This is a genomic window from Streptomyces sp. NPDC006372, assembly GCF_040612515.1.
Lineage (GTDB): Bacteria > Actinomycetota > Actinomycetes > Streptomycetales > Streptomycetaceae > Streptomyces.
In genome coordinates this window covers 485,918-504,366 of the sequence record NZ_JBEXQJ010000001.1, presented here as the reverse complement: position 1 = coordinate 504,366, position 18,449 = coordinate 485,918, and the positions used below count along the sequence as shown (strand labels likewise).

The 18,449-nt window shown below is 70.6% G+C and carries 20 protein-coding genes; 12 read left to right on the top strand and 8 right to left on the bottom strand.

All coding sequences use genetic code 11. The features are described from left to right. Positions 1-4: 4 nt before the first annotated feature. Positions 5-1,633, bottom strand: a complete 1,629-nt coding sequence (locus tag ABZ016_RS02265) for an ABC transporter substrate-binding protein (RefSeq protein WP_356914631.1) — start codon at positions 1,631-1,633, stop codon at positions 5-7. 241 nt (positions 1,634-1,874) lie between these two features. On the opposite strand from ABZ016_RS02265, the gene ABZ016_RS02260 reads away from it, so the two are divergent. The 3 genes from ABZ016_RS02260 (at position 1,875) to ABZ016_RS02250 (ending at position 4,324) form a co-directional block, all read left to right on the top strand. After that, a complete protein-coding gene (locus tag ABZ016_RS02260; RefSeq protein WP_356914630.1) occupies positions 1,875-2,588 on the top strand; it encodes a FadR/GntR family transcriptional regulator in 714 nt (237 codons plus the stop codon). Between the two features lie 41 nt (positions 2,589-2,629). Continuing rightward, positions 2,630-3,067 carry a protein phosphatase gene (locus ABZ016_RS02255; protein ID WP_356914629.1) on the top strand — a complete coding sequence of 146 codons (438 nt, stop codon included), beginning with the start codon at positions 2,630-2,632 and terminating at the stop codon, positions 3,065-3,067. A 96-nt stretch (positions 3,068-3,163) separates the two neighbouring features. Then, positions 3,164-4,324 carry an abortive phage infection protein gene (locus tag ABZ016_RS02250; protein WP_356914628.1) on the top strand — a complete coding sequence of 387 codons (1,161 nt, stop codon included), beginning with the start codon at positions 3,164-3,166 and terminating at the stop codon, positions 4,322-4,324. On the opposite strand, the gene ABZ016_RS02245 is transcribed toward ABZ016_RS02250, so the two are convergent. Both ABZ016_RS02245 and ABZ016_RS02240 read right to left on the bottom strand, forming a co-directional pair. Next, positions 4,312-5,790 carry an alpha/beta hydrolase gene (locus ABZ016_RS02245; RefSeq protein WP_356914627.1) on the bottom strand — a complete coding sequence of 493 codons (1,479 nt, stop codon included), beginning with the start codon at positions 5,788-5,790 and terminating at the stop codon, positions 4,312-4,314. The genes ABZ016_RS02250 and ABZ016_RS02245 overlap by 13 nt on opposite strands. An 80-nt stretch (positions 5,791-5,870) precedes the next feature. After that, positions 5,871-6,323, bottom strand: coding sequence for a GNAT family N-acetyltransferase (locus ABZ016_RS02240; RefSeq protein ID WP_356915037.1), 453 nt, complete (start codon positions 6,321-6,323; stop codon positions 5,871-5,873). Between the two features lie 393 nt (positions 6,324-6,716). Between ABZ016_RS02240 and ABZ016_RS02235 the strand changes: the two genes are divergently transcribed. From ABZ016_RS02235 to ABZ016_RS02215, 5 genes are all read left to right on the top strand, one after another. Continuing rightward, complete coding sequence (locus tag ABZ016_RS02235; protein WP_356914626.1) at positions 6,717-6,932, top strand: hypothetical protein; 216 nt, start codon at positions 6,717-6,719, stop codon at positions 6,930-6,932. Between the two features lie 58 nt (positions 6,933-6,990). Beyond that, the gene (gene recO, locus ABZ016_RS02230) at positions 6,991-7,737 is read left to right on the top strand and encodes a DNA repair protein RecO (protein WP_020273157.1); all 747 of its coding nucleotides are present in this window, start codon (positions 6,991-6,993) and stop codon (positions 7,735-7,737) included. A gap of 60 nt (positions 7,738-7,797) precedes the next feature. Further along, on the top strand, positions 7,798-8,628 hold the full coding sequence (locus ABZ016_RS02225; RefSeq protein WP_356914625.1) for an isoprenyl transferase: 831 nt from the start codon (positions 7,798-7,800) through the stop codon (positions 8,626-8,628). 71 nt (positions 8,629-8,699) lie between these two features. Beyond that, positions 8,700-10,106, top strand: a complete 1,407-nt coding sequence (locus ABZ016_RS02220; protein ID WP_356914624.1) for an MFS transporter — start codon at positions 8,700-8,702, stop codon at positions 10,104-10,106. A gap of 75 nt (positions 10,107-10,181) precedes the next feature. Further along, positions 10,182-10,937, top strand: a complete 756-nt coding sequence (locus tag ABZ016_RS02215; protein ID WP_356914623.1) for a YoaK family protein — start codon at positions 10,182-10,184, stop codon at positions 10,935-10,937. Positions 10,938-10,966: 29 nt separating this feature from the next. Here the strand turns inward: ABZ016_RS02215 and ABZ016_RS02210 are convergent, their stop codons facing one another. Genes ABZ016_RS02210 through ABZ016_RS02195 form a run of 4 tightly spaced genes read right to left on the bottom strand, consistent with a single transcriptional unit; the run spans position 10,967 to position 14,088 of the window. Next, the gene (locus ABZ016_RS02210) at positions 10,967-11,383 is read right to left on the bottom strand and encodes a transcriptional repressor (RefSeq protein WP_003990107.1); all 417 of its coding nucleotides are present in this window, start codon (positions 11,381-11,383) and stop codon (positions 10,967-10,969) included. A 58-nt stretch (positions 11,384-11,441) separates the two neighbouring features. After that, the gene (locus ABZ016_RS02205) at positions 11,442-12,344 is read right to left on the bottom strand and encodes a metal ABC transporter permease (RefSeq protein ID WP_356914622.1); all 903 of its coding nucleotides are present in this window, start codon (positions 12,342-12,344) and stop codon (positions 11,442-11,444) included. Further along, positions 12,344-13,111: a metal ABC transporter ATP-binding protein gene (locus tag ABZ016_RS02200; RefSeq protein WP_356914621.1), complete on the bottom strand. Its 768-nt coding sequence runs from the start codon at positions 13,109-13,111 to the stop codon at positions 12,344-12,346. The genes ABZ016_RS02205 and ABZ016_RS02200 overlap by 1 nt, the downstream gene beginning before the upstream one ends. 20 nt (positions 13,112-13,131) lie before the next feature. Then, entirely contained in the window at positions 13,132-14,088 is a 957-nt protein-coding gene (locus ABZ016_RS02195) for a metal ABC transporter substrate-binding protein (RefSeq protein WP_356914620.1), read from the bottom strand. A gap of 170 nt (positions 14,089-14,258) precedes the next feature. Between ABZ016_RS02195 and ABZ016_RS02190 the strand changes: the two genes are divergently transcribed. The 4 genes from ABZ016_RS02190 to ABZ016_RS02175 all read left to right on the top strand — a co-directional run bounded on the left by ABZ016_RS02190 (position 14,259) and on the right by ABZ016_RS02175 (position 18,100). Beyond that, complete coding sequence (locus ABZ016_RS02190) at positions 14,259-15,641, top strand: glycine--tRNA ligase (protein ID WP_356914619.1); 1,383 nt, start codon at positions 14,259-14,261, stop codon at positions 15,639-15,641. Between the two features lie 150 nt (positions 15,642-15,791). Further along, positions 15,792-16,409, top strand: a complete 618-nt coding sequence (locus ABZ016_RS02185) for a LysE family translocator (RefSeq protein ID WP_356914618.1) — start codon at positions 15,792-15,794, stop codon at positions 16,407-16,409. Between the two features lie 73 nt (positions 16,410-16,482). Next, positions 16,483-17,487 (top strand): aldo/keto reductase, encoded by a 1,005-nt coding sequence (locus ABZ016_RS02180; protein WP_356914617.1) that lies wholly within the window; start codon positions 16,483-16,485, stop codon positions 17,485-17,487. A 25-nt stretch (positions 17,488-17,512) separates the two neighbouring features. Next, entirely contained in the window at positions 17,513-18,100 is a 588-nt protein-coding gene (locus ABZ016_RS02175; protein WP_356914616.1) for a TetR family transcriptional regulator, read from the top strand. Between the two features lie 65 nt (positions 18,101-18,165). Here the strand turns inward: ABZ016_RS02175 and ABZ016_RS02170 are convergent, their stop codons facing one another. Next, positions 18,166-18,372, bottom strand: a complete 207-nt coding sequence (locus tag ABZ016_RS02170) for a hypothetical protein (RefSeq protein WP_037669683.1) — start codon at positions 18,370-18,372, stop codon at positions 18,166-18,168. Between the last annotated feature and the right edge of the window lie 77 nt (positions 18,373-18,449).

Here is an 18,449-nt window from a genome sequence, read left to right as displayed (position 1 = left end):
ACCGCTAGGCCCACTTGGCCTGGAGGAGGTTGATGCCCGGGTACGGCTGGGCCCTTATCCCGCTGAGCCGCTTCTGGTCCCAGGCCGTCATCAGCTCGTTGTGGACGACCGGATAGAGCACGGCCTGCTCGGCGACGACGTCGATGTAGTCCTGGACCATCGCCTTCTTCTTCGCGGTGTCCGGCTCCCGGGTGGCCCGGTCCATGTCCTTGAAGAGCGCCTTGGCGACGGGGTCGCCGGCCCACCGCGTGTACTGCATCCACAGGTTCTCGGAGCCGTAGTTGTAGTGCATGATCAGGTCGGCGTCGAGGCCGAACTGGTTGGGGTTCGAGGCGGCGGCGACGACCTGGTAGTCCTGCTTCTGGTCCATCTTCGTGAACACGGCCGTGGTCTCCTGCGGGGACAGGGTGGTACGGACTCCGATCGCGTCCCAGGAGGCCTTGACGGTCGGCAGGCAGTCGACGATCCAGCTGACGTTCACGGCGAGGATGTCGATGCTCAGCCCCTTGACCCCGGCGGCCCTGAGCAGCGCCTTCGCCTTGTCGGGGTCGTAGTCGTAGACCGTCTTCGCCCGGCGGTAGGACGGGTTGCTCTCGTCGAGGAAGGAACTCGACGGTTTCCCGTGGCCCTTGAGAGCCACCTCCACCATCTTCTCGGTGTCAATGGCGTAGTGCAGGGCCTGGCGCACGCGTACGTCGTCGAACGGCTTGTGCTTGGTGTTGAACATCAGGAACAGGTTGTTCATCCCGGCACCGCCGGCGACGGTCAGCCCGCTGCTCTCCAACTGTCCGATGTTGGCGTACGGGATGTTGTCCGCGATCTGCGCGCCCGCGCTGGACCCGGAGATCTTCGCGACGCGGGGCGCGGCGTCCACGATCGTCAGCCAGTTCATCTTGCGGAAGGAGGGCCCCCGGGGTCCGTTGTAGCCGTCGAACGCCTCGAAGGTCGTGTTCGACTTGGGGTGGTGCGCGGTCTGCCGGTAGGGACCCGAGCCGATCGCCTTGCCCTTGATGGCGTCGTCCCAGGCGCCCGGCTGCGAGAACACGTGCTTCGGCATGATCTTGGCGAGCGTCAGCCGCGCGAGCCCGTCCGGGAACGGGAACTTCAGCACGAGCTCCACGTTCCGCGCGTCGATCTTCCGGACCTCCTTCAGCCAGCTCGCGAAGAACCCCTTGGCGAGGGTCTGGGTGCCCGGGTCGAGGATCCGCTCGAAGACGAAGACGACATCGTCGGCCGTGACGGGCTTGCCGTCGTGGAACTTGGCCCCGGCCCGCAGCGCGAACCTCCACGACGTGCTGTTCGGATCCTTCGGCACCTCGGTCGCCAGCGCCGCGTACGGCTCGCGGGAGATCGGGTCCGTGTCCAGCAGGCCCTCGTAGATGTGGTTGTTGGCGGCCATGCAGAACGCGGACGCCGTCTGGGTGGGGTCCCAGCTGCCGTCGTTGCCGTAGCCGATCACCGCGGTGAGCGTCCGCTCCCGGCCCTCGCCGCCACCGGTCTCGTTGGTGGACTCCGGTCCGGCCGAACAGGCGGACAGTGACGCGGAGACGGCGGCGGCCGCGCCCAGCGCGCCGGTGTACTTCAGGAACGACCGGCGGTGCGGTGCCGGCACCTCATGGGTCACGTCGCGCACGGGTCCTCCAGCGAGAGGTCTGGGGGGAAGGGACGGGCTGAGGAGATACGACGTCCTACGTCCTGCGGTCAGCGTGACCATAGGAGGGGCCGTGAGGGTGGTCAAGGGATCGCACACGAATGGCGCATCTGCCAGAGGTCGCACCAATGACGCTGTGAGCGACGCGAGTTGACGCCTTATCAGGGATCGACCGGTACTGGTACCGCCAGAGGTGGGACGTGGGACGTCCGGGGCGCGTACGATGCGGCGCATGTCCGAGGAGCCCAGGACCAGCCGGGTACAGCGCCAGGTCGTGCAGCTCATCCTCGACCGCAGACTCAACTCCGGCGCGCCGCTGCCCACCGAGACCGAACTGATGGAGGCTCTCGGCGTCAGCCGCAACTCCGTCCGTGAGGCGCTCAAGGCCCTCCAGGCCCTCGACATCGTCGAGATCCGCCACGGCTACGGCACCTACGTGGGCCAGGCCTCCCTCACCCCGCTCGTCGACGGCCTCACCTTTCGCACCCTGGCCCGGCTCGACGACGACACCGGCGCCCTGGCCGAGATCCTCCAGGTCCGCGAGGTGCTCGAGGAGGGGCTCATCCGCAGGGTCGCCACGACGGTCACGGAAGCGGAACTGGACCGTCTGGAAGGCGTGGTGACCCGCATGGAGTCCGCCGGCGGCACGGGCCGCTCCTTCCCGGAGCTGGACCGCGAGTTCCACGAGGCGCTGTACGCCTCCCTCGGCAACGCGCTGGTCCCGCAACTCCTCGGCGCCTTCTGGACGGTGTTCCGCCGGGTCTCCGGCGCCCGCGGCTGGACCGACGACCCGTCCCCCGAGATCACCGTCCGCCGCCACCGCGACATCGTCACGGCGCTGCGGGCCCGTGATGTCGAGGGGGCGCAGCGGGCGATGGCGGTCCACTTCCGGGGGATCGAGGCGCGGGCGGGGGAGGAGTCGCGGGGGGTGGGGTGATTCCGCCCCTGGGCAGGCGGGTTCGCAGCATGATGAGGGGCATGACTCACCTGTGGAGCGAGAGTGACGCCGGCGTCCTGAGACTGCCTTCCGGTCGGCTGGTGCGGGGGCGGGGTCTCCGCCACCCTCTGGACCCGAGTGCGCCCCTTCCCTCCTACGGTGTCTACCTGCTCGGCCGGCGGCCGCCCGGGGTTCCCTGGGCATCGGGCTGGATCCGCTGGCCCGACTTCCGCCTTCCGTCGGACCGGGCAGCCGCCCGCTCGGCGCTGGCCGATGCCTGGGAACGGGCAGCCGGGGAGCGTGTGGAGATCGCCTGCGGTGGTGGACGGGGCCGCACGGGCACGGCTCTGGCCTGCCTCGCCGTCCTGGACGGCGTACCCGGCGAGGAGGCGGTGGCGTACGTCCGTCGGCACTACGACCGGCGTGCGGTGGAAACACCCTGGCAGCGGCAGTACGTACGCCGGTTCGGTGAGGTGTGAGCCTCTCCTTCGGCGCGGGGCCTCATACCTTGGTCGCGCTGCCGTAGACCGACGGCCGACAGCGCGGGCGGGCGCCCGCTCGGCACAGTGAACGGCATGGCAGAGACCAAGGGGAACAAGCAGGCGAAGGGCATCAACCGGGCGCAGTTCCTGGCCGGGGCGGCGGCGGTGGGGATCGCCGGGGCGGTGGGGCCGGTGGGGCAGGCCCGGGCGGCGGAAGCCCGGCACAACCGCGGGCTGCGGCGCCGGGGTGTCGTCTACACGGTCGGGGCGGGGGAGACGTCCGGCACCGCGTGGAGTGCGCGCCGGATGCGGGCCGACGTCCGGGCGATCCGCGACGACCTGCACGCCGACACCATCGACGTCACCGGCGACGGTGTCGAGCGGCTCACCGCCACCGCCGCCGAGGCCGCCGAACGGGGGCTGCACATCTGGTTGCAGCCGACCCTGGGGGATGCTCCGCAGCGGGACATCCTGGAACACCTGGCCGAGACCGGACGGTTCGCGGAGCGGCTGCGGAGGCAGGGCGCGAGTGTCGACCTCAGCGTCGGCTGCGAGTTCTGGCTGTTCGTCCCCGGCATCCTGCCGGGCGAGACGGTCCTGGACCGGATCAGGCACCTCCAGAACGGCACCGTCGACTGGCCGCGAACACAGCGCCGCCTCGCCGAGTTCACGACGAAGGCCGCGAAGGTCGGCCGCTCGGTCTTCAGGGGCAACCTCAGCTACGCAGCCGCCCAGTCCATCGACGACCCGGACTGGAACCTCTTCGACATCGTCGGTATCGACTACTACTCGTACTTCACGCAACGGTCCGAGTACGTCCGGGAGTTGAAGCAGTACCTGCGCCACGGCAAGCCGCTCGCGATCACGGAGTTCGGTACGTGCGCGTACGTCGGCGCGCCCGAGACCGCCGGCATGGGCTGGGACATCGTCGACCACGACAAGGAGCCGCCGGAGATCAAGGGGAACCCGGTCCGCAGCGAGCGCGTCCAGGCCGACTACGTGGGTGAACTGCTGGACGTCTTCGAGGCGATGGGCCTGTACGCGGCGATGACCTTCGAGTTCGTCAGCCCGGACGCCCCGCACCGCCCGGACGATCCCCGCCTCGACCTCGACATGGCGGCGTACTCCCTCACCAAGGTGATCAAGGACCGCCCGGACGACCCCGCCTCCGGCTGGCACTGGGAGCCGAAGGAGGCGTTCCACGCGGTGGCCCGCAGGTACGCCGGGGCGTGTCAGGCCGGTCAGCGGCAGTAGGTGTCCTTGCGGGGCCGTTCCCCGGTGGCCAGGAAGCGTGAGACGAGAGCGTCGCCGCATGCGGTGCCGTTGTCCAGGTAGGCGCCATGGCCGGTGGCGTCGTTCGTGACCATCACGGCTCGCCGGCCCAGGGCCTCGCGCAGTTTCAGCGCACCACTGAGAGGGGTCGCCACGTCCCGCTCGTTCTGGATGAGCAGGACATCGGACGGCCCCCGGTCGGTGACGCGCACCGGCGGCTCCTTCGGCTGCCACGGCCAGGCGGCGCACACCATCGCGTTCCTCGGCATGCCCGCGGTCAGCGGGTACTTCAGGCGGCTGGCGGCGACGTCCTTTTGGTAAGCGGCGGCCGACCGGGGCCAGGCGGCGTCGTTGCAGACGGTGGCGGCAAGGACCGCGGCATAGTTCCGCAGCACCGAGTCCGGCGGCGCCTGGGGCGCGGACGGCACCGTGCCCTTCCGCGCCGCCAGCATCAGTTCGGCGACGGCGGCGTAGCCGTCGGCGGGGTCCTGGAAGCCGTCCAGCATGGTCTGGCGCAGGACATTGCCGTTCAGCTCCTCGGGGTTGGCGCCCGGCCAGGGGATCGGAGTGCGGTCCAGGCGGGCGGCGAGGCGCAAGAAGAGCGGGCGCACCTCGGCCGCGCTGCGGGCCAGCCGGTACGGGTTTGCGGGCCGGGAAGCCCACTTGGCGAACTCGGGGAAGTTGTCCTCGACACCGACCTCGAGCGCGGCGAACCAGGCGCGTAGGGCCCGCACCGGGTCGGGGTGGCTGTTGCTGTCGAGCACGATGCGGTCGGTGCGACGCGGGAACAACTCGAGGTAGGCGGCGCCGACGTAGGTGCCGTACGAGATGGCCCAGGCCGACAGCTTGCGCTCGCCGAGGGCGACGCGGATCCGGTCGATGTCGCGGGCGTTGTTCTTGCTGCTGACGTGCTGCAGCAGTTCGTCGCCGTCGCGGGCGCAGGCGTCCGACATCCGCCGGGCGGTGGCCATGCTCTCGGCGACGGATCCGCCGGCTGCGGGCCAGGGGAACAGCTTGGTGCGGGGGAGGTCGGAGTGGTCGGTGTCGCAGCTCACGGGCGTGGACGGAGAATTGCCGCGCGGTGCGAAGCCGATGAGGTCGTATGCGTCGCGTACCGACCGGGGCAGATTCCTGCCCTTCTCCGAGGGATCGGAGAGGCTGTCGCCGCCGGGCCCGCCCGGGATGAGTAACAGCGCACCGCGACGGGCGGCGGGCTTCTCGCTCGGAATCCGGGAGACGGCGATCCGGATCGTCCGCCCGTCGGGATCGGAGTAGTCCATCGGGACGTCCACCGTGGCACACCGCTGTCTGGGATCGAGGCCGGTGCCCTCGCACTTGGTCCACGTGAGAGGCCCGGCCGCCGCGGCGGACGCGCTCAACGGGACGGTGAGCCCGAGCAGGACGACGGAGGCCGCGACCAGTGCGGCGTTGCGCTTGATCTGCTGCATGGAACGAGCGTGGCGGCTCTCGGGCACACTCCGAATCCGGGTAACGCCCGGATCTGTCAGGGGGCTTACCCCCTACGGGCTCACTCGACGAAGCGGTCGTCCCCGCCCGGGAGCCTCAGCATGAAGATGTCGACCGGGTCCTGGGATTCGACCCTGAAGCCGTGGCGTTCGTAAAGGCGGCGGGCCCGGCTGCCCTGGAGGACGTTCAGCCGGACCGGTTCGCCGGCCTCGTCCGTCCTGGCCAGCACGGCTCGCAGCACGGCCGAACCCAGGCCTCGGCCCTGCACGGCGGGGGCGAGGTAGAAGTGCTCCAGCCGGTGGCCCTCGTCCTCTTCGGACGGACAGAGGGCGACGCTGCCCGCGAAGGCGCCGTCGGCCTCGATGATCGATGTGTGCCGCGGGAGGAAGGCGTCCCGCAGCCGCTGCCTCACGCGGTGCTCGTCGAAACGGCCCAGACGCTCCAGGTCCGGGCGCATGACCACGGCCCGCAGCTCCGCGATCGGCTCGACGTCCTGCGGCTCGGCCGGGCGCATGACCCACTGGACGGGGCCCGTCCGTATGCCGTCCGCCTCGGTAGGCGTGTCCACAGCCGGATTATGTCAGCGGCCGCGCCGCTCGTCGTCAATCGACTTCCTGCACAACCGCCCGAAAATGCCGCCGACGTGCGTGTTTTGCCGAACCCCTTTGCGCCGCGCCGCAGTTGTACGGCACAGACCTTTCCCGAGTGTAGACGCGGAGCGTCACCGTGAAGATGCGAAGAGTGAAATCTCTACGGGGAGGGGAGCACGGTGGAGGCACGACTTTCGGCGCTGCGCCGAAGAAGCGGAGGATGCGGTGAAGGAACTGCGGGCGGAACTCGCCAAGGCCGGAGACAAACCGCCGTCACCGGGGGCGGCGACGGCCCGGCGGCTCGCGGCGGTGGCGCGGTGAAGCCGCCGATCGGCGCGTACGTCGTCGACACCCGCAGTGACCGCATCGGCATCGTCATGGGGCATGAGGGGCCCTATGTGCAGTTAAGGCCGCACGGGGGCGGCAAGGAGTGGGACGTCGACCCCGGTGCCGTACGGCACGCCACCCCGGCCGAGCGGCTGCGCGCGGCGACGGCGTACGCCAACGCACGCAGCAGAGGCGAGCTCCCTTGACGCGATGGCCCTGAGGAGCGAGGTCTCCGCGGCGCGACGACCCTGCGAGAATGGCGCCATGAGTCTGTTCCGCGACGACGGCATCGTGCTGCGCACCCAGAAGCTGGGTGAGGCGGACCGGATCATCACGCTGCTCACACGGGGTCATGGCCGGGTACGGGCGGTGGCCCGGGGGGTGCGCCGGACGAAGTCGAAGTTCGGTGCGCGCCTCGAGCCGTTCTCCCATGTCGACGTGCAGTTCTTCGCCAAGGGGAGCGAGCTCGTCGGACGCGGGCTGCCGCTGTGCACGCAGAGTGAGACCATCGCCCCGTACGGGGGCGGCATCGTGAGCGACTACGCCCGGTACACCGCCGGGACCGCCATGCTGGAGACCGCCGAGCGGTTCACCGATCACGAGGGCGAACCCGCCGTGCAGCAGTATCTGCTGCTCGTCGGCGGACTGCGGACCCTCGCCCGGGGCGAGCACGCGCCGCACCTCGTGCTCGACGCGTTCCTGCTCCGCTCCCTCGCCGTCAACGGGTACGCCCCGAGCTTCACCGACTGCGCGAAGTGCGGTATGCCTGGGCCCAACCGGTTCTTCTCGGTCGCGTCGGGCGGTTCCGTCTGCGTGGACTGCCGGGTGCCCGGGAGCGTCGTACCCTCGCCCCAGGCCCTGGAACTCCTCGGCGCCCTGCTCACGGGAGACTGGGAGACCGCGGACGCGTGCGAGGCGCGGTACGTCCGGGAGGGCAGCGGGCTGGTGTCCGCGTATTTGCACTGGCACATGGAGCGCGGGCTGCGCTCCCTGCGCTACGTCGAGAAGTAGGCCCGTACAGAAGCAAGCCCGTACAGAAGTAAGCAAGCAAGCACGAGGAGCGAGAGACACATGGCCGTACGCGGGATCCTGGGGCGGCAGCGCCGGGAGTACAGGACGCCGGAGCCGCACCCGTCCGGCGCACGGCCGCCGAAGCTCGGAGAGCTCGTACCCAAGCATGTGGCGATCGTCATGGACGGCAACGGGCGCTGGGCCAAGGACCGGGGCCTGCCGCGCACCGAGGGTCACAAGGTCGGTGCCGAGCGGGTGCTCGACGTGCTCCAGGGCGCCATCGAGATGGGCGTGGGCGCGATCTCCCTGTACGCCTTCTCCACCGAGAACTGGAAGCGGTCGCCGGACGAGGTGCGCTTCCTGATGAACTTCAACCGGGACTTCATCCGCAAGACCCGCGACCAGCTCGACGAGCTGGGCATCCGGGTGCGCTGGGTGGGCCGGATGCCCAAGCTGTGGCGGTCCGTGGCCAAGGAGCTCCAGATCGCCCAGGAGCAGACCAAGGACAACGACCGGCTGACCCTGTACTTCTGCATGAACTACGGGGGGCGCGCCGAGATCGCGGATGCCGCGCAGGCGCTGGCCGAGGACGTGAAGAGCGGGAAGCTCGACCCGTCGAAGGTCAACGAGAAGACCTTCGCGAAGTACATGTACTACCCGGACATGCCGGACGTCGACCTCTTCCTGCGTCCCAGCGGCGAGCAGCGCACCTCCAACTACCTGATCTGGCAGAGCGCGTACGCCGAGATGGTGTTCCAGGACGTGCTGTGGCCGGACTTCGACCGGCGTGACCTGTGGCGGGCGTGCCTGGAGTTCGCCTCGCGGGACCGGCGATTCGGCGGCGCCATCCCGAACGAGGAGCTGATGGCCATGGAGGGCAAGCAGCAGTAGCCTCACCAGCCCCGACCGGCCCGGCAGCCCCTCCGGTGGCAGCCGGGCCCCGTCGGCGGTGTGCTGGTGACATGGGTACGACGGCCGTACGGTCGCCCCGGGGGACCACGCGGCGGGCCGGGGCCTTCACGGCGGCCTCCCTCGCCCTGCTCTGCATCCAGCTGGACTTCTTCGCCCTCAACCTGGCCATCCCCGCCATCTCCGCCGAGCTGGACACGACGGTCTCGGCGGCCCAGTGGACGCTGTCCGCCTACATGCTCGCCATCGGCTGCCTGTTCATCGTCGGCGGCCGGCTGGGCGATCTCCTCGGCCGGCGGCCGATCCTGCTGGCCGGTACCGGGCTGTTCGCCGCCGCCTCGGTCGGCTGCGCTCTCGCACCCGGCCTGGGCGTCCTCGTCGCGGCCCGTGTGGTCCAGGGCGCGGGCGCGGCGCTGATCTTCCCCGTGTCGGTGTCCGTCATCAGCAACGCCTTCCCCGAGGAGACCGGGGCCCGGGCGCTCGGCGCGATGTTCGGGATCGCCAACGTCGGCACCGCTCTCGGCCCGTTCGTCGGCGGCGGGTTCAGCGACGGACCCGGCTGGCGGTGGATCTTCTGGCTGCTGGCCCCGCTCAGCGCCCTGTCGCTGCTGATCGCCCTGTGGTACGTCCCCGACTCCCGGGACGAGAGCGCGCCCCGCCAGGTCGACCTGCCAGGCTGTCTGGCCGTCGTGACCAGCCTCGCGGCCCTGACCCTGGCCGTGGAACGGGGCAGCGCCTGGGGCTGGGACCATGCCCGCACGCTCACCCTGTTCGCCGTCGCGGTGGCGGCCGGTGCCCTGTTCGTGCGGCGGGAGCGGACCTGCCGGCATCCGCTGGTGGACTTCCGGTTGTTCCACAACGTCCGCTTCGACCTCGTCACCGTGATGGGGTCGGTGGCCAACATGGGGTACGCCGTCACCGTCTTCCTCGCCACCCTGCAGCTCCAGCAGGTGCGGGGGCTGTCGGCGATCCTGTCCGGCACGGTGTTCCTCGCCCCGGCCGTCATGGTGGCCTGTGCCGGGCCCATCGGCGCCTGGCTCTCCGAGCGGATGCGGCCCACCAGCGTCATGGCGCTGGCCGGGGCCGTCGCCGGCAGCGGCATGATCGGGCTGAGCCTGGCCTGGTCGTGGTGGGTCTACCTGCCCGTGTTCACCTGGTGCGCGCTCGGGCTGGGGCTCGGGTGGACGTTCGCCAGTGTGGCCACCCAGCAGGTCGTCCCGCCCGCCCGTGCCGGGGAGGCCTCGGGCGTCGTCCTCACGGCCCTGGTCACCCTGGGCGCCATCGGCCTCGCGGCCGTGGCGGCCGCGATCACCTCGCTCACCCCTCAGACCGCTCCGGAACAGGCCTACGACCTCCTGCTGCGCATCGGCGGGGCCGTCATCCTCGTCTCCTCCGCCCTCTCACTGCTCGTCCGCCGTGGACTCACCGCCCGCGGCCTCGTGGAGGGCGGGCGGCAGTAGGCCGGGCGTAGCCATCGGCCGCGTGTCCGGGCGGCGGTTCCGCGGGGCGCCGCCGGTGCTGCCCAGACTGACGGCATGTCCGATGCCGGGAAGGCCCCGTCCCTCGCGTCCGACGCCCGGCGGGTGGGCGTCATGACGGTGCTCACCGTGCTGGCGGGTGCCGTCGACGCCGTCAGTTTCCTGACCATGGGGAAGGTCTTCTGCGCGCTGCTGACCGGCAACGTGCTCTTCCTGTCGTTCGCGCTCGCCGGGGAGGGACAGGTGCCGGTGGCCCGGCCCGCCGTCGCGATCGCGGCGTTCATGGCCGGGGCGGCCGTCGCGGACGTCGTACTGAAGCGGCTCGCGGCGCGCGGGAGGGACTGGTTCCCGGCCGGACTGGTCTGCGAGGCGGTGCTGCTGGTGACCGCCGGCGTCCTCACCCTGGCGGAGCACGGCACCGAGGCCGTCGCCGACGTCGACGACCACACGGTCGTCGCCCTCGTCGCGCTGGCGATGGGGGTGCGGGCCTCCACCGTGCTGCGCGTGCACGTGCCGGGCATGCCCACGCTGCTCAGCCAGACCGCCATCGCCGAGCTCATCGACGACGTGCTCAGGCGCCCTCAGGTGGCGCTGCACGGGATGACGGCCGGGCAGCGGCTGGCCCGGACGCGGTGGACGGCCACCGTGGGCGGGATCTTCACCGGCGGTGTGCTCGGCACGCTCTGGCTGGTGCCGCTGGGCACGGGACGGGCGCTGCTCGTCATCGCGGCGGCCGTGCTGCTCCTCGCGGCGGCCACCGCGGCCGTACGGTCGCGGGCGGAGAAGGCCGGGCGGCGCCCGAAGGGGACCTAGCCGCCCAGGGCCCCAGCCGGCCAGTGGCCCTACTTCGCTGCCGCCGCGCAGTCCGCGCAGGTGCCGAAGATCTCCACCGTGTGGGCCACGTTCACATAGCCGTGCTCGGCGGCGATGGACTCCGCCCACTTCTCCACGGCCGGGCCCTCGACCTCGACGGCCTTGCCGCAGCCGCGGCACACGAGGTGGTGGTGATGGTCGTCGGTGGAGCAGCGGCGGTAGACGGACTCGCCGTCGGCGGTGCGCAGGACGTCGACCTCACCGGCGTCGGCGAGGGACTGGAGGGTGCGGTAGACCGTGGTGAGCCCGACCGAGTCGCCCTTGTGCTTGAGCATGTCGTGCAGTTCCTGCGCGCTGCGGAACTCGTCGACCTCCTGCAGGGCCGCCGCCACAGCGGCCCGCTGCTTGGTGGCGCGGCCCTTCACGGACGGTCCAGCGGTCGTCACCGTTGCCTCCTCACGTCTGCCTTGCCCGGGCCATTGTGCCAGTCCGGAGTGGGGGCGGTCAGACGCCGACTTCGCCGGCTGCCTCCCGAGTGGCCGGAATCGTGCACTCCGCCGGGTCGCCGGCGGCGTCAGCGGCGGTCCGGGCACGGGCGCGGCGCCGGGCGAGCGGCGCGGCGAGCGCCGCCAGCACGATGAACGCGCCGATCGTCAGCAGCACGATCGTCGCGCCGGGCGGCACGTCCTGGTAGTAGGAGGTGACGGTGCCGCCGATCGTCACGCTCACGCCGATGGCGACAGCGATCGCGAAGGTGGCGGCGAAGCTGCGGCTGATCTGCTGGGCGGCCGCGACCGGAACCACCATCAGCGCGCTGACCAGCAGCAGGCCGACCACACGCATCGCCACCGTCACCGTGACGGCCGCGGTGACCGCCGTCAGCAGGTTCAGGACGCGCACCGGCAGGCCCGTCACCCGCGCGAACTCCTCGTCCTGGCTGACCGCGAACAACTGCCGGCGCAGCCCGAGGGTGACCAGCACGACGAAGGCGGCCAGGACGCAGATCGCCGTGACGTCCGACTCGGACACCGTCGACAGGGAGCCGAACAGGTACGACGTCAGGCTCGCGTTGGAGCCCGTCGGCGCGAGGTTGATGAACATCACACCGCCCGCCATGCCGCCGTAGAACAGCATCGCGAGGGCGATGTCGCCGCGGGTCCTGCCGTACCAGCGGATCAGCTCCATGAGGACCGCGCCGAGGACCGAGACGAGGGTCGCCATCCACACCGGGGACCAGGTCAGCAGGAAGCCGAGGCCCACGCCGGTCATCGCGACGTGGCCGATGCCGTCGCCCATGAGGGCCTGGCGGCGCTGGACCAGGTAGATGCCCACGGCGGGGGCCGTGATGCCGACCAGGACGGCGGCGAGCAGCGCCCGCTGCATGAAGGCGTAGTCGAGGAAGTCCATCAGCTCAGCAGTCCCGTGCGGATCGGTTCGGCGCCCGCCGGTGCGTGCGGGTGCACGTGGTCGTGGCCGGGCAGGGCGTGCTGCCCCACGGCCTTCGGGGGCGGCCCGTCGTGCAGGACGCAGCCGTCGCGCAGGACGACCGCCCGGTCGATGAGGGGCTCCAGCGGGCCCAGCTCGTGCAGTACCAGCAGCACGGTCGTGCCCTGGGCGACCTGCTCCCGCAGGGTGTGCGCGAGCACCTCCTGGCTGGCCAGGTCGACGCCCGCCATCGGCTCGTCCATGATCAGCAGCTCGGGCTCCGAAGCGAGGGCGCGGGCGATCAGGACCCGCTGGTGCTGGCCACCGGAGAGCGCGTCGACCGAGTCCTTGGCCCGGTCGGCCATGCCGACGAGATCGAGGGCCCGCCGTACGGCAGCGTGGTCCGCTTTGCGCAGCAGGCCGAAGCGGGCCCGGGACAGGCGGCCGGAGGAGACCACCTCGGTCACCGTGGCGGGCACCCCGCCCGCGGCCGTGGTGCGCTGCGGGACGTAGCCCACGCGGTGCCAGTCGCGGAACCGCCTGCGGTCCGTGCCGAACAACTCGATCTCACCGGCACCGGTCTGCACCTGTCCGATGACGCTGCGCACGGCCGTCGACTTGCCGGAGCCGTTCGCACCGAGCAGGGCGACGACCTCGCCGCGGTGCACGGTGAGGTCGATTCCGCGCAGGACGGGGCGCGAGCCCAGGTCCGCGCGGACGCCGCGCAGGGATATGACGGGCTCGGTCATGCCGTCCTCCGTTGAGTCGATCACTTGGCTCCCATGGCCGTCTGCAGGGCCTTGAGGTTGGATTCCATGACCTGGAAGTAGTCGTCGCCGCGGGACCGGTCGGTGATGCCCTCGAGCGGGTCGAGCACGTCCGTCCTCAGGTTCGCGTCCCGGGCCAGGGTCTTCGCGGTCTTGTCGGAGACCAGTGTCTCGTAGAAGACCGTGGTGACGCCGTCGGCCCTGGCCTCCTGCTGGAGCTCCCTGACCCGGGCGGCGCTGGGCTCGCTCTCGGGGTCGACGCCGGAGATGGCCTCCTGGGTGAGGCCGTAGCGCTCGGCGAGGTAGCCGAAGGCGGCGTGGTTGGTGAAGAAGACCTTGGTCTTCGTGTCCTTCAGGCCGTTCTCGAACTCGCTGTTCAGCCCGTTCAGCTTCTTGACCAGGGCCTCGGTGTTCTTCTTGTAGTCGGCCGCGTGGTCCGGGTCGGCCTTCTCGAAGGCCTTGCCGACGCCCTGGGCGATCTCGGCGTACTTCACCGGGTCGAGCCAGACGTGCGGGTCGCGGCCGTGTTCCTCTTCCTCGGAGTGGCCCTCGGAGTGGCCTTCCTCGCCCTCGTGGGTGTGGCCGCCGGTGCCGTGGTCCTCGAGGTGGGTCAGGGTGGCCGCGTCGATCTTCGTCTTGATGCCGGTCTGCGAGACGGCCTCGTCGACGGCGGGCTGGAGGCCCTTGAGGTAGAGCGCCGCGTCGGCCTCCTCCAGCTGCGCGCGCTGCTTGGTGCTGATCTCCAGGTCGTGCGGCTCCTGGCCGGGCTCGGTCAGACTGGTGACGTTCGCGTGGTCGCCGCCGATCTGCTGGGCGAGGAACGCCATGGGGTAGAACGACGCGACGACGTCGAACTTGTCCGTGTTGCCCGTCGCCGCGCTGTCGCTGGAGCAGGCGGTCAGGGCGCCGAGGCCGAGAGCGGTGGCCGCGGCGGCGGGTATGAGTCGTCGTACGTTCATGACAGTCATTTTCAACAAATATGGAAACCGTTGTCAACAAACCTGTTGAGCAGGGTCTTGAGGAGGCCGGAGGGGGAGCGATTTGATTGAGGGGGCGTCCCCGCCGGTAACCTGAAGCATTCGCTGGAGGAAAACGCTCCGTCGCCCGTCGTCGTAATGAAGAGAGCACCGTGGCCGCCGACAAGATCGACACCATCGTCAGCCTGAGCAAGCGCCGTGGCTTCGTATTCCCCTGTAGTGAGATCTACGGCGGTCAGCGCGCCGCTTGGGACTACGGCCCCCTGGGTGTCGAGCTCAAGGAGAACCTCAAGCGCCAGTGGTGGCGCTACATGGTGACGTCGCGCGAGGACGTCGTGGGCATCGACTCGTCCGTGATCCTGGCCCCCGAGGTCTGGGTCGCCTCCGGCCACGTCGCCACCTTCACGGACCCCCTCACCGAGTGCACCTCCTGTCACAAGCGGTTCCGCGCGGACCACCTGGAGGAGGCCTACGAGGAGAAGAAGGGGCACGCCCCGGAGAACGGTCTCGCGGACCTCAACTGCCCCAACTGCGGCAACAAGGGGACCTTCACCGAGCCCAAGCAGTTCTCCGGCCTGCTGTCGACCCACCTCGGCCCGACGCAGGACTCCGGGTCCATCGCCTACCTGCGGCCCGAGACCGCGCAGGGCATCTTCACCAACTTCTCCCAGGTGCAGACCACCTCGCGCCGCAAGCCGCCGTTCGGCATCGCCCAGATGGGCAAGTCCTTCCGCAACGAGATCACGCCCGGCAACTTCATCTTCCGCACCCGCGAGTTCGAGCAGATGGAGATGGAGTTCTTCGTCAAGCCGGGCGAGGACGAGAAGTGGCAGGAGTACTGGATGGAGCAGCGCTGGAACTGGTACACCGGTCTCGGCCTGCGCGAGGAGAACATGCGGTGGTACGAGCACCCGCAGGAGAAGCTCTCCCACTACTCCAAGCGCACCGCCGACATCGAGTACCGCTTCCAGTTCGGCGGCAGTGAGTGGGGCGAGCTCGAGGGCGTCGCCAACCGCACCGACTACGACCTCGGCGCCCACTCCAAGGCCTCCGGCCAGGACCTCACCTACTTCGACCAGGAGGCCGGCGAGCGCTGGACCCCGTACGTCATCGAGCCGGCGGCCGGTGTCGGCCGGGCGATGCTCGCCTTCCTGCTCGACGCGTACGTCGAGGACGAGGCGCCCAACGCCAAGGGCAAGATGGAGAAGCGGACCGTGCTGCGGCTCGACCACCGCCTGGCCCCGGTGAAGGTCGCGGTGCTCCCGCTGTCCCGCAACCCCGAGCTGTCGCCGAAGGCCAAGGGTCTCGCCCAGGCCCTGCGCCAGAACTGGAACATCGAGTTCGACGACGCCGGCGCCATCGGCCGCCGCTACCGCCGTCAGGACGAGATCGGTACGCCGTTCTGCGTGACCGTCGACTTCGACACGCTGGAGGACAACGCGGTCACCGTCCGCGAGCGTGACTCCATGAAGCAGGAGCGCATCTCCCTCGACCAGATCGAGGGGTACCTGGCGGCCCGCCTGGTCGGCTGCTGACCGTTCCCCGTCGTACGCCGGTGCCGGGTTCCTCCACGGAGGGGCCCGGCACCGGCGCGTTTTCATGGGGTGGTGTGAGGGGAGTGGTCCTCCATCGCCGCAGCCGATTGGACCTGTTTCCAGGGATCGCGCCGGCGCCAAGGTGAGCGCATGAGCATCGCGTTCCTGCTGACCACCCTTGTCGTCGTCGCCACGCCGGGCACCGGCGTCGTCTACACCCTCGCCGCCGCCCTCTCCCGTGGCCGCCGGGCGAGCGTCGTCGCCGCCGTCGGCTGCACGCTCGGGATCGTGCCGCATCTGCTCGCCACGGTCACCGGCGTCGCCGCGCTGCTGCACGCCAGTGCGACCGCCTTCGAGGTGCTGAAGTACGCCGGAGTCGCCTACCTCCTCTACATGGCGTGGGCGACGGTGCGGGACAAGGAGGCACTCGTGGTGGAGGAGCGGGCGTCGTCCGGGCCTGTGCCGGCGCGGCAGGTGATCGTGCGCGGGGTGCTGATCAACATCCTCAATCCGAAGCTGACGATCTTCTTCTTCGCGTTCCTGCCGCAGTTCGTGAGTCCCGGTGAGCCGCAAGCGGTGGTGCGGATGGTGGGGCTGGGCGGGGTGTTCATGCTGGCGACCTTCGTCGTCTTCGCGGTCTACGGGGTACTGGCCGCGTCGGTGCGCAGTCATGTCGTGGGGCGGCCGCGGGTGATGGCGTGGCTGCGGCGCGGTTTCGCGGGGTCGTTCGTGGCACTCGGGGCGAAGCTGGCGTTCACGGCGCGGTAGCCGGGCCGCGGGGCTGACAAGTGACAGCTGACAGATATTGAAATCTGTCAGCTGTGGTGGCACAGTGGAGGGCATGACGATGCGAACCCGCCCTCTCGGAACCACCGGCCCCCAGGTCTCCGCCCTCGGTCTCGGCTGCATGGGCATGTCCGCGCTGTACGGCGAGGCGGACCGGGCCGAGTCCATCGCGACCCTTCACGCGGCGCTCGAAGCGGGCGTCACCCTGCTGGACACCGGCGACTTCTACGGCATGGGCCACAACGAACTGCTGATCGGCGAGGCCCTGCGTGCGGCCCCCGCCGCCCGGCGGGAACAGGCCCTGGTCAGTGTGAAGTTCGGCGCCCTGCGCGGCCCGGACGGCGGCTGGCTGGGCTATGACGGCAGGCCCGCCGCCGTGAAGAACTTCGCCGCATACTCCCTCCAGCGGCTCGGCGTCGACCACATCGACGTCTACCGCATCGCCCGTCTCGATCCGGCCGTGCCGATCGAGGAGACGGTCGGCGCGATCGCGGAACTCGTCGAGAAGGGCCACGTGCGGCACATCGGCCTGAGCGAGGTCGGCGCCGAGACCATCCGCCGGGCCGCTGCCACGGCACCGATCTCGGACCTCCAGATCGAGTACTCCCTCATCTCGCGCGGCATCGAGGACGCGATCCTCCCGGCCACGCGTGAGCTGGGCATAGCGATCACGGCGTACGGGGTGCTCTCCCGGGGCCTGATATCCGGCCACTTCACCGCGGACCGGCAGCTCGGCGCGGGCGACTTCCGGGCGAGGTCGCCGCGCTTCCAGGGCGACAACCTCCGGCACAACCTGAACCTCGTCGAGGCGCTGCGGGAGATAGCCGACCAGAAGGGCGTCAGCGTCGCGCAGATCGCGATCGCGTGGGTGCTGTCGCGAGGTGAGGACATCGTGCCGCTGGTCGGTGCCCGCCGCCGCGACCGGCTCACCGAGGCACTGGGCGCGCTCGACGTGACGCTGGACGCGGCCGACCTGGCCGCGATCGAGGAAGCCGTGCCGGCCGGGGCCGCCGCCGGTGACCGCTACCCGGCGGCACAGATGGCGCACCTCGAGAGCTGAACCGCGTCCCGGGTACGGTCAGGTCATGGCACCGACCACCGAGACCCTGACCGCCGAGCGCATCCTCGAGGCCACCGAGGAGGTGCTGCGCCGGCACGGCCCGGCCAAGGCCACCGTGGTCGACGTGGCCCGCGCGCTCGGCGTCAGCCACGGCAGCGTCTACCGGCACTTCCGCACCAAGGCGGCGCTGCGCGAAGCGGTCACCAAGCGCTGGCTTGACCGCACGACCGGGGAGCTGTCCGGGATAGTCGCCGCGGAGGGCGACCCGGAGGCCCGGCTGAGGGACTGGCTCAGTGCGCTCTTCGCCGCCAAGCGCCGCAAGGCGGGCGAGGATCCGGAGCTGTTCGCCACGTACAGGGTTCTCACGGGCGACACCGGCACGGCGGTCGGCGAACACATCACCGACCTGACCGCGCAGCTGGCCCGCATCATCCGGTCCGGCGTGGAGGCCGGCAGCTTCGACACCACCGACCCGGAGGCCTCGGCCCGCGCTGTCTTCCACGCGACCGGGCGCTTCCATGACCCCCTCTACGCCACGGAGTGGGAGCGGCCCGGCGTGGAGGGGGAGTTCGAGGCGGTGGTGGAGCTGGTGGTGCGGGGCTTGCACTCGTAGGGCGACGGTGACGGCGCCAAAGCGGTGAGCCCTTCGCCGCCGCACGTCGCCGCACGCCTCGGGCCTCACGCCGCCGTCGGGTCCACCGTGGCCTGATGGGCCTCCGCCAGGTGCTCCTCCGCCTTGAGCCACGGCAGGAACTGGGCTCCTCTGCGCCAGCCGCAGGTGTCGCATCTGATCGTGCGCTGCACTCCCGTGCGCCGCACCCGCACCACGTGCTCCCGGCCGTGCTGGTCCCAGCGGCTGACCTTGCTCGTGTCGCTCTGCGCCATGACGCCTCCCGCGTCCAGGAATCCGGCGGATCCGGTCCGTTTCGCAGCAAGGAGTGTGCAGCAAGACCAACATCAAC

Coding starts and splice junctions, on each gene's coding strand:
- ABZ016_RS02260 (WP_356914630.1), top strand. CDS start 1,875: ATGCGGCGCATGTCCGAGGAGCCCAGGACCAGCCGGGTACAGCGCCAG.
- ABZ016_RS02255 (WP_356914629.1), top strand. CDS start 2,630: ATGACTCACCTGTGGAGCGAGAGTGACGCCGGCGTCCTGAGACTGCCT.
- ABZ016_RS02250 (WP_356914628.1), top strand. CDS start 3,164: ATGGCAGAGACCAAGGGGAACAAGCAGGCGAAGGGCATCAACCGGGCG.
- ABZ016_RS02245 (WP_356914627.1), bottom strand. CDS start 5,790: ATGCAGCAGATCAAGCGCAACGCCGCACTGGTCGCGGCCTCCGTCGTC.
- ABZ016_RS02240 (WP_356915037.1), bottom strand. CDS start 6,323: ATGCGCCCGGCCGAGCCGCAGGACGTCGAGCCGATCGCGGAGCTGCGG.
- recO (WP_020273157.1), top strand. CDS start 6,991: ATGAGTCTGTTCCGCGACGACGGCATCGTGCTGCGCACCCAGAAGCTG.
- ABZ016_RS02225 (WP_356914625.1), top strand. CDS start 7,798: ATGGCCGTACGCGGGATCCTGGGGCGGCAGCGCCGGGAGTACAGGACG.
- ABZ016_RS02220 (WP_356914624.1), top strand. CDS start 8,700: ATGGGTACGACGGCCGTACGGTCGCCCCGGGGGACCACGCGGCGGGCC.
- ABZ016_RS02215 (WP_356914623.1), top strand. CDS start 10,182: ATGTCCGATGCCGGGAAGGCCCCGTCCCTCGCGTCCGACGCCCGGCGG.
- ABZ016_RS02205 (WP_356914622.1), bottom strand. CDS start 12,344: ATGGACTTCCTCGACTACGCCTTCATGCAGCGGGCGCTGCTCGCCGCC.
- ABZ016_RS02200 (WP_356914621.1), bottom strand. CDS start 13,111: ATGACCGAGCCCGTCATATCCCTGCGCGGCGTCCGCGCGGACCTGGGC.
- ABZ016_RS02195 (WP_356914620.1), bottom strand. CDS start 14,088: ATGAACGTACGACGACTCATACCCGCCGCCGCGGCCACCGCTCTCGGC.
- ABZ016_RS02185 (WP_356914618.1), top strand. CDS start 15,792: ATGAGCATCGCGTTCCTGCTGACCACCCTTGTCGTCGTCGCCACGCCG.
- ABZ016_RS02180 (WP_356914617.1), top strand. CDS start 16,483: ATGACGATGCGAACCCGCCCTCTCGGAACCACCGGCCCCCAGGTCTCC.
- ABZ016_RS02175 (WP_356914616.1), top strand. CDS start 17,513: ATGGCACCGACCACCGAGACCCTGACCGCCGAGCGCATCCTCGAGGCC.
- ABZ016_RS02170 (WP_037669683.1), bottom strand. CDS start 18,372: ATGGCGCAGAGCGACACGAGCAAGGTCAGCCGCTGGGACCAGCACGGC.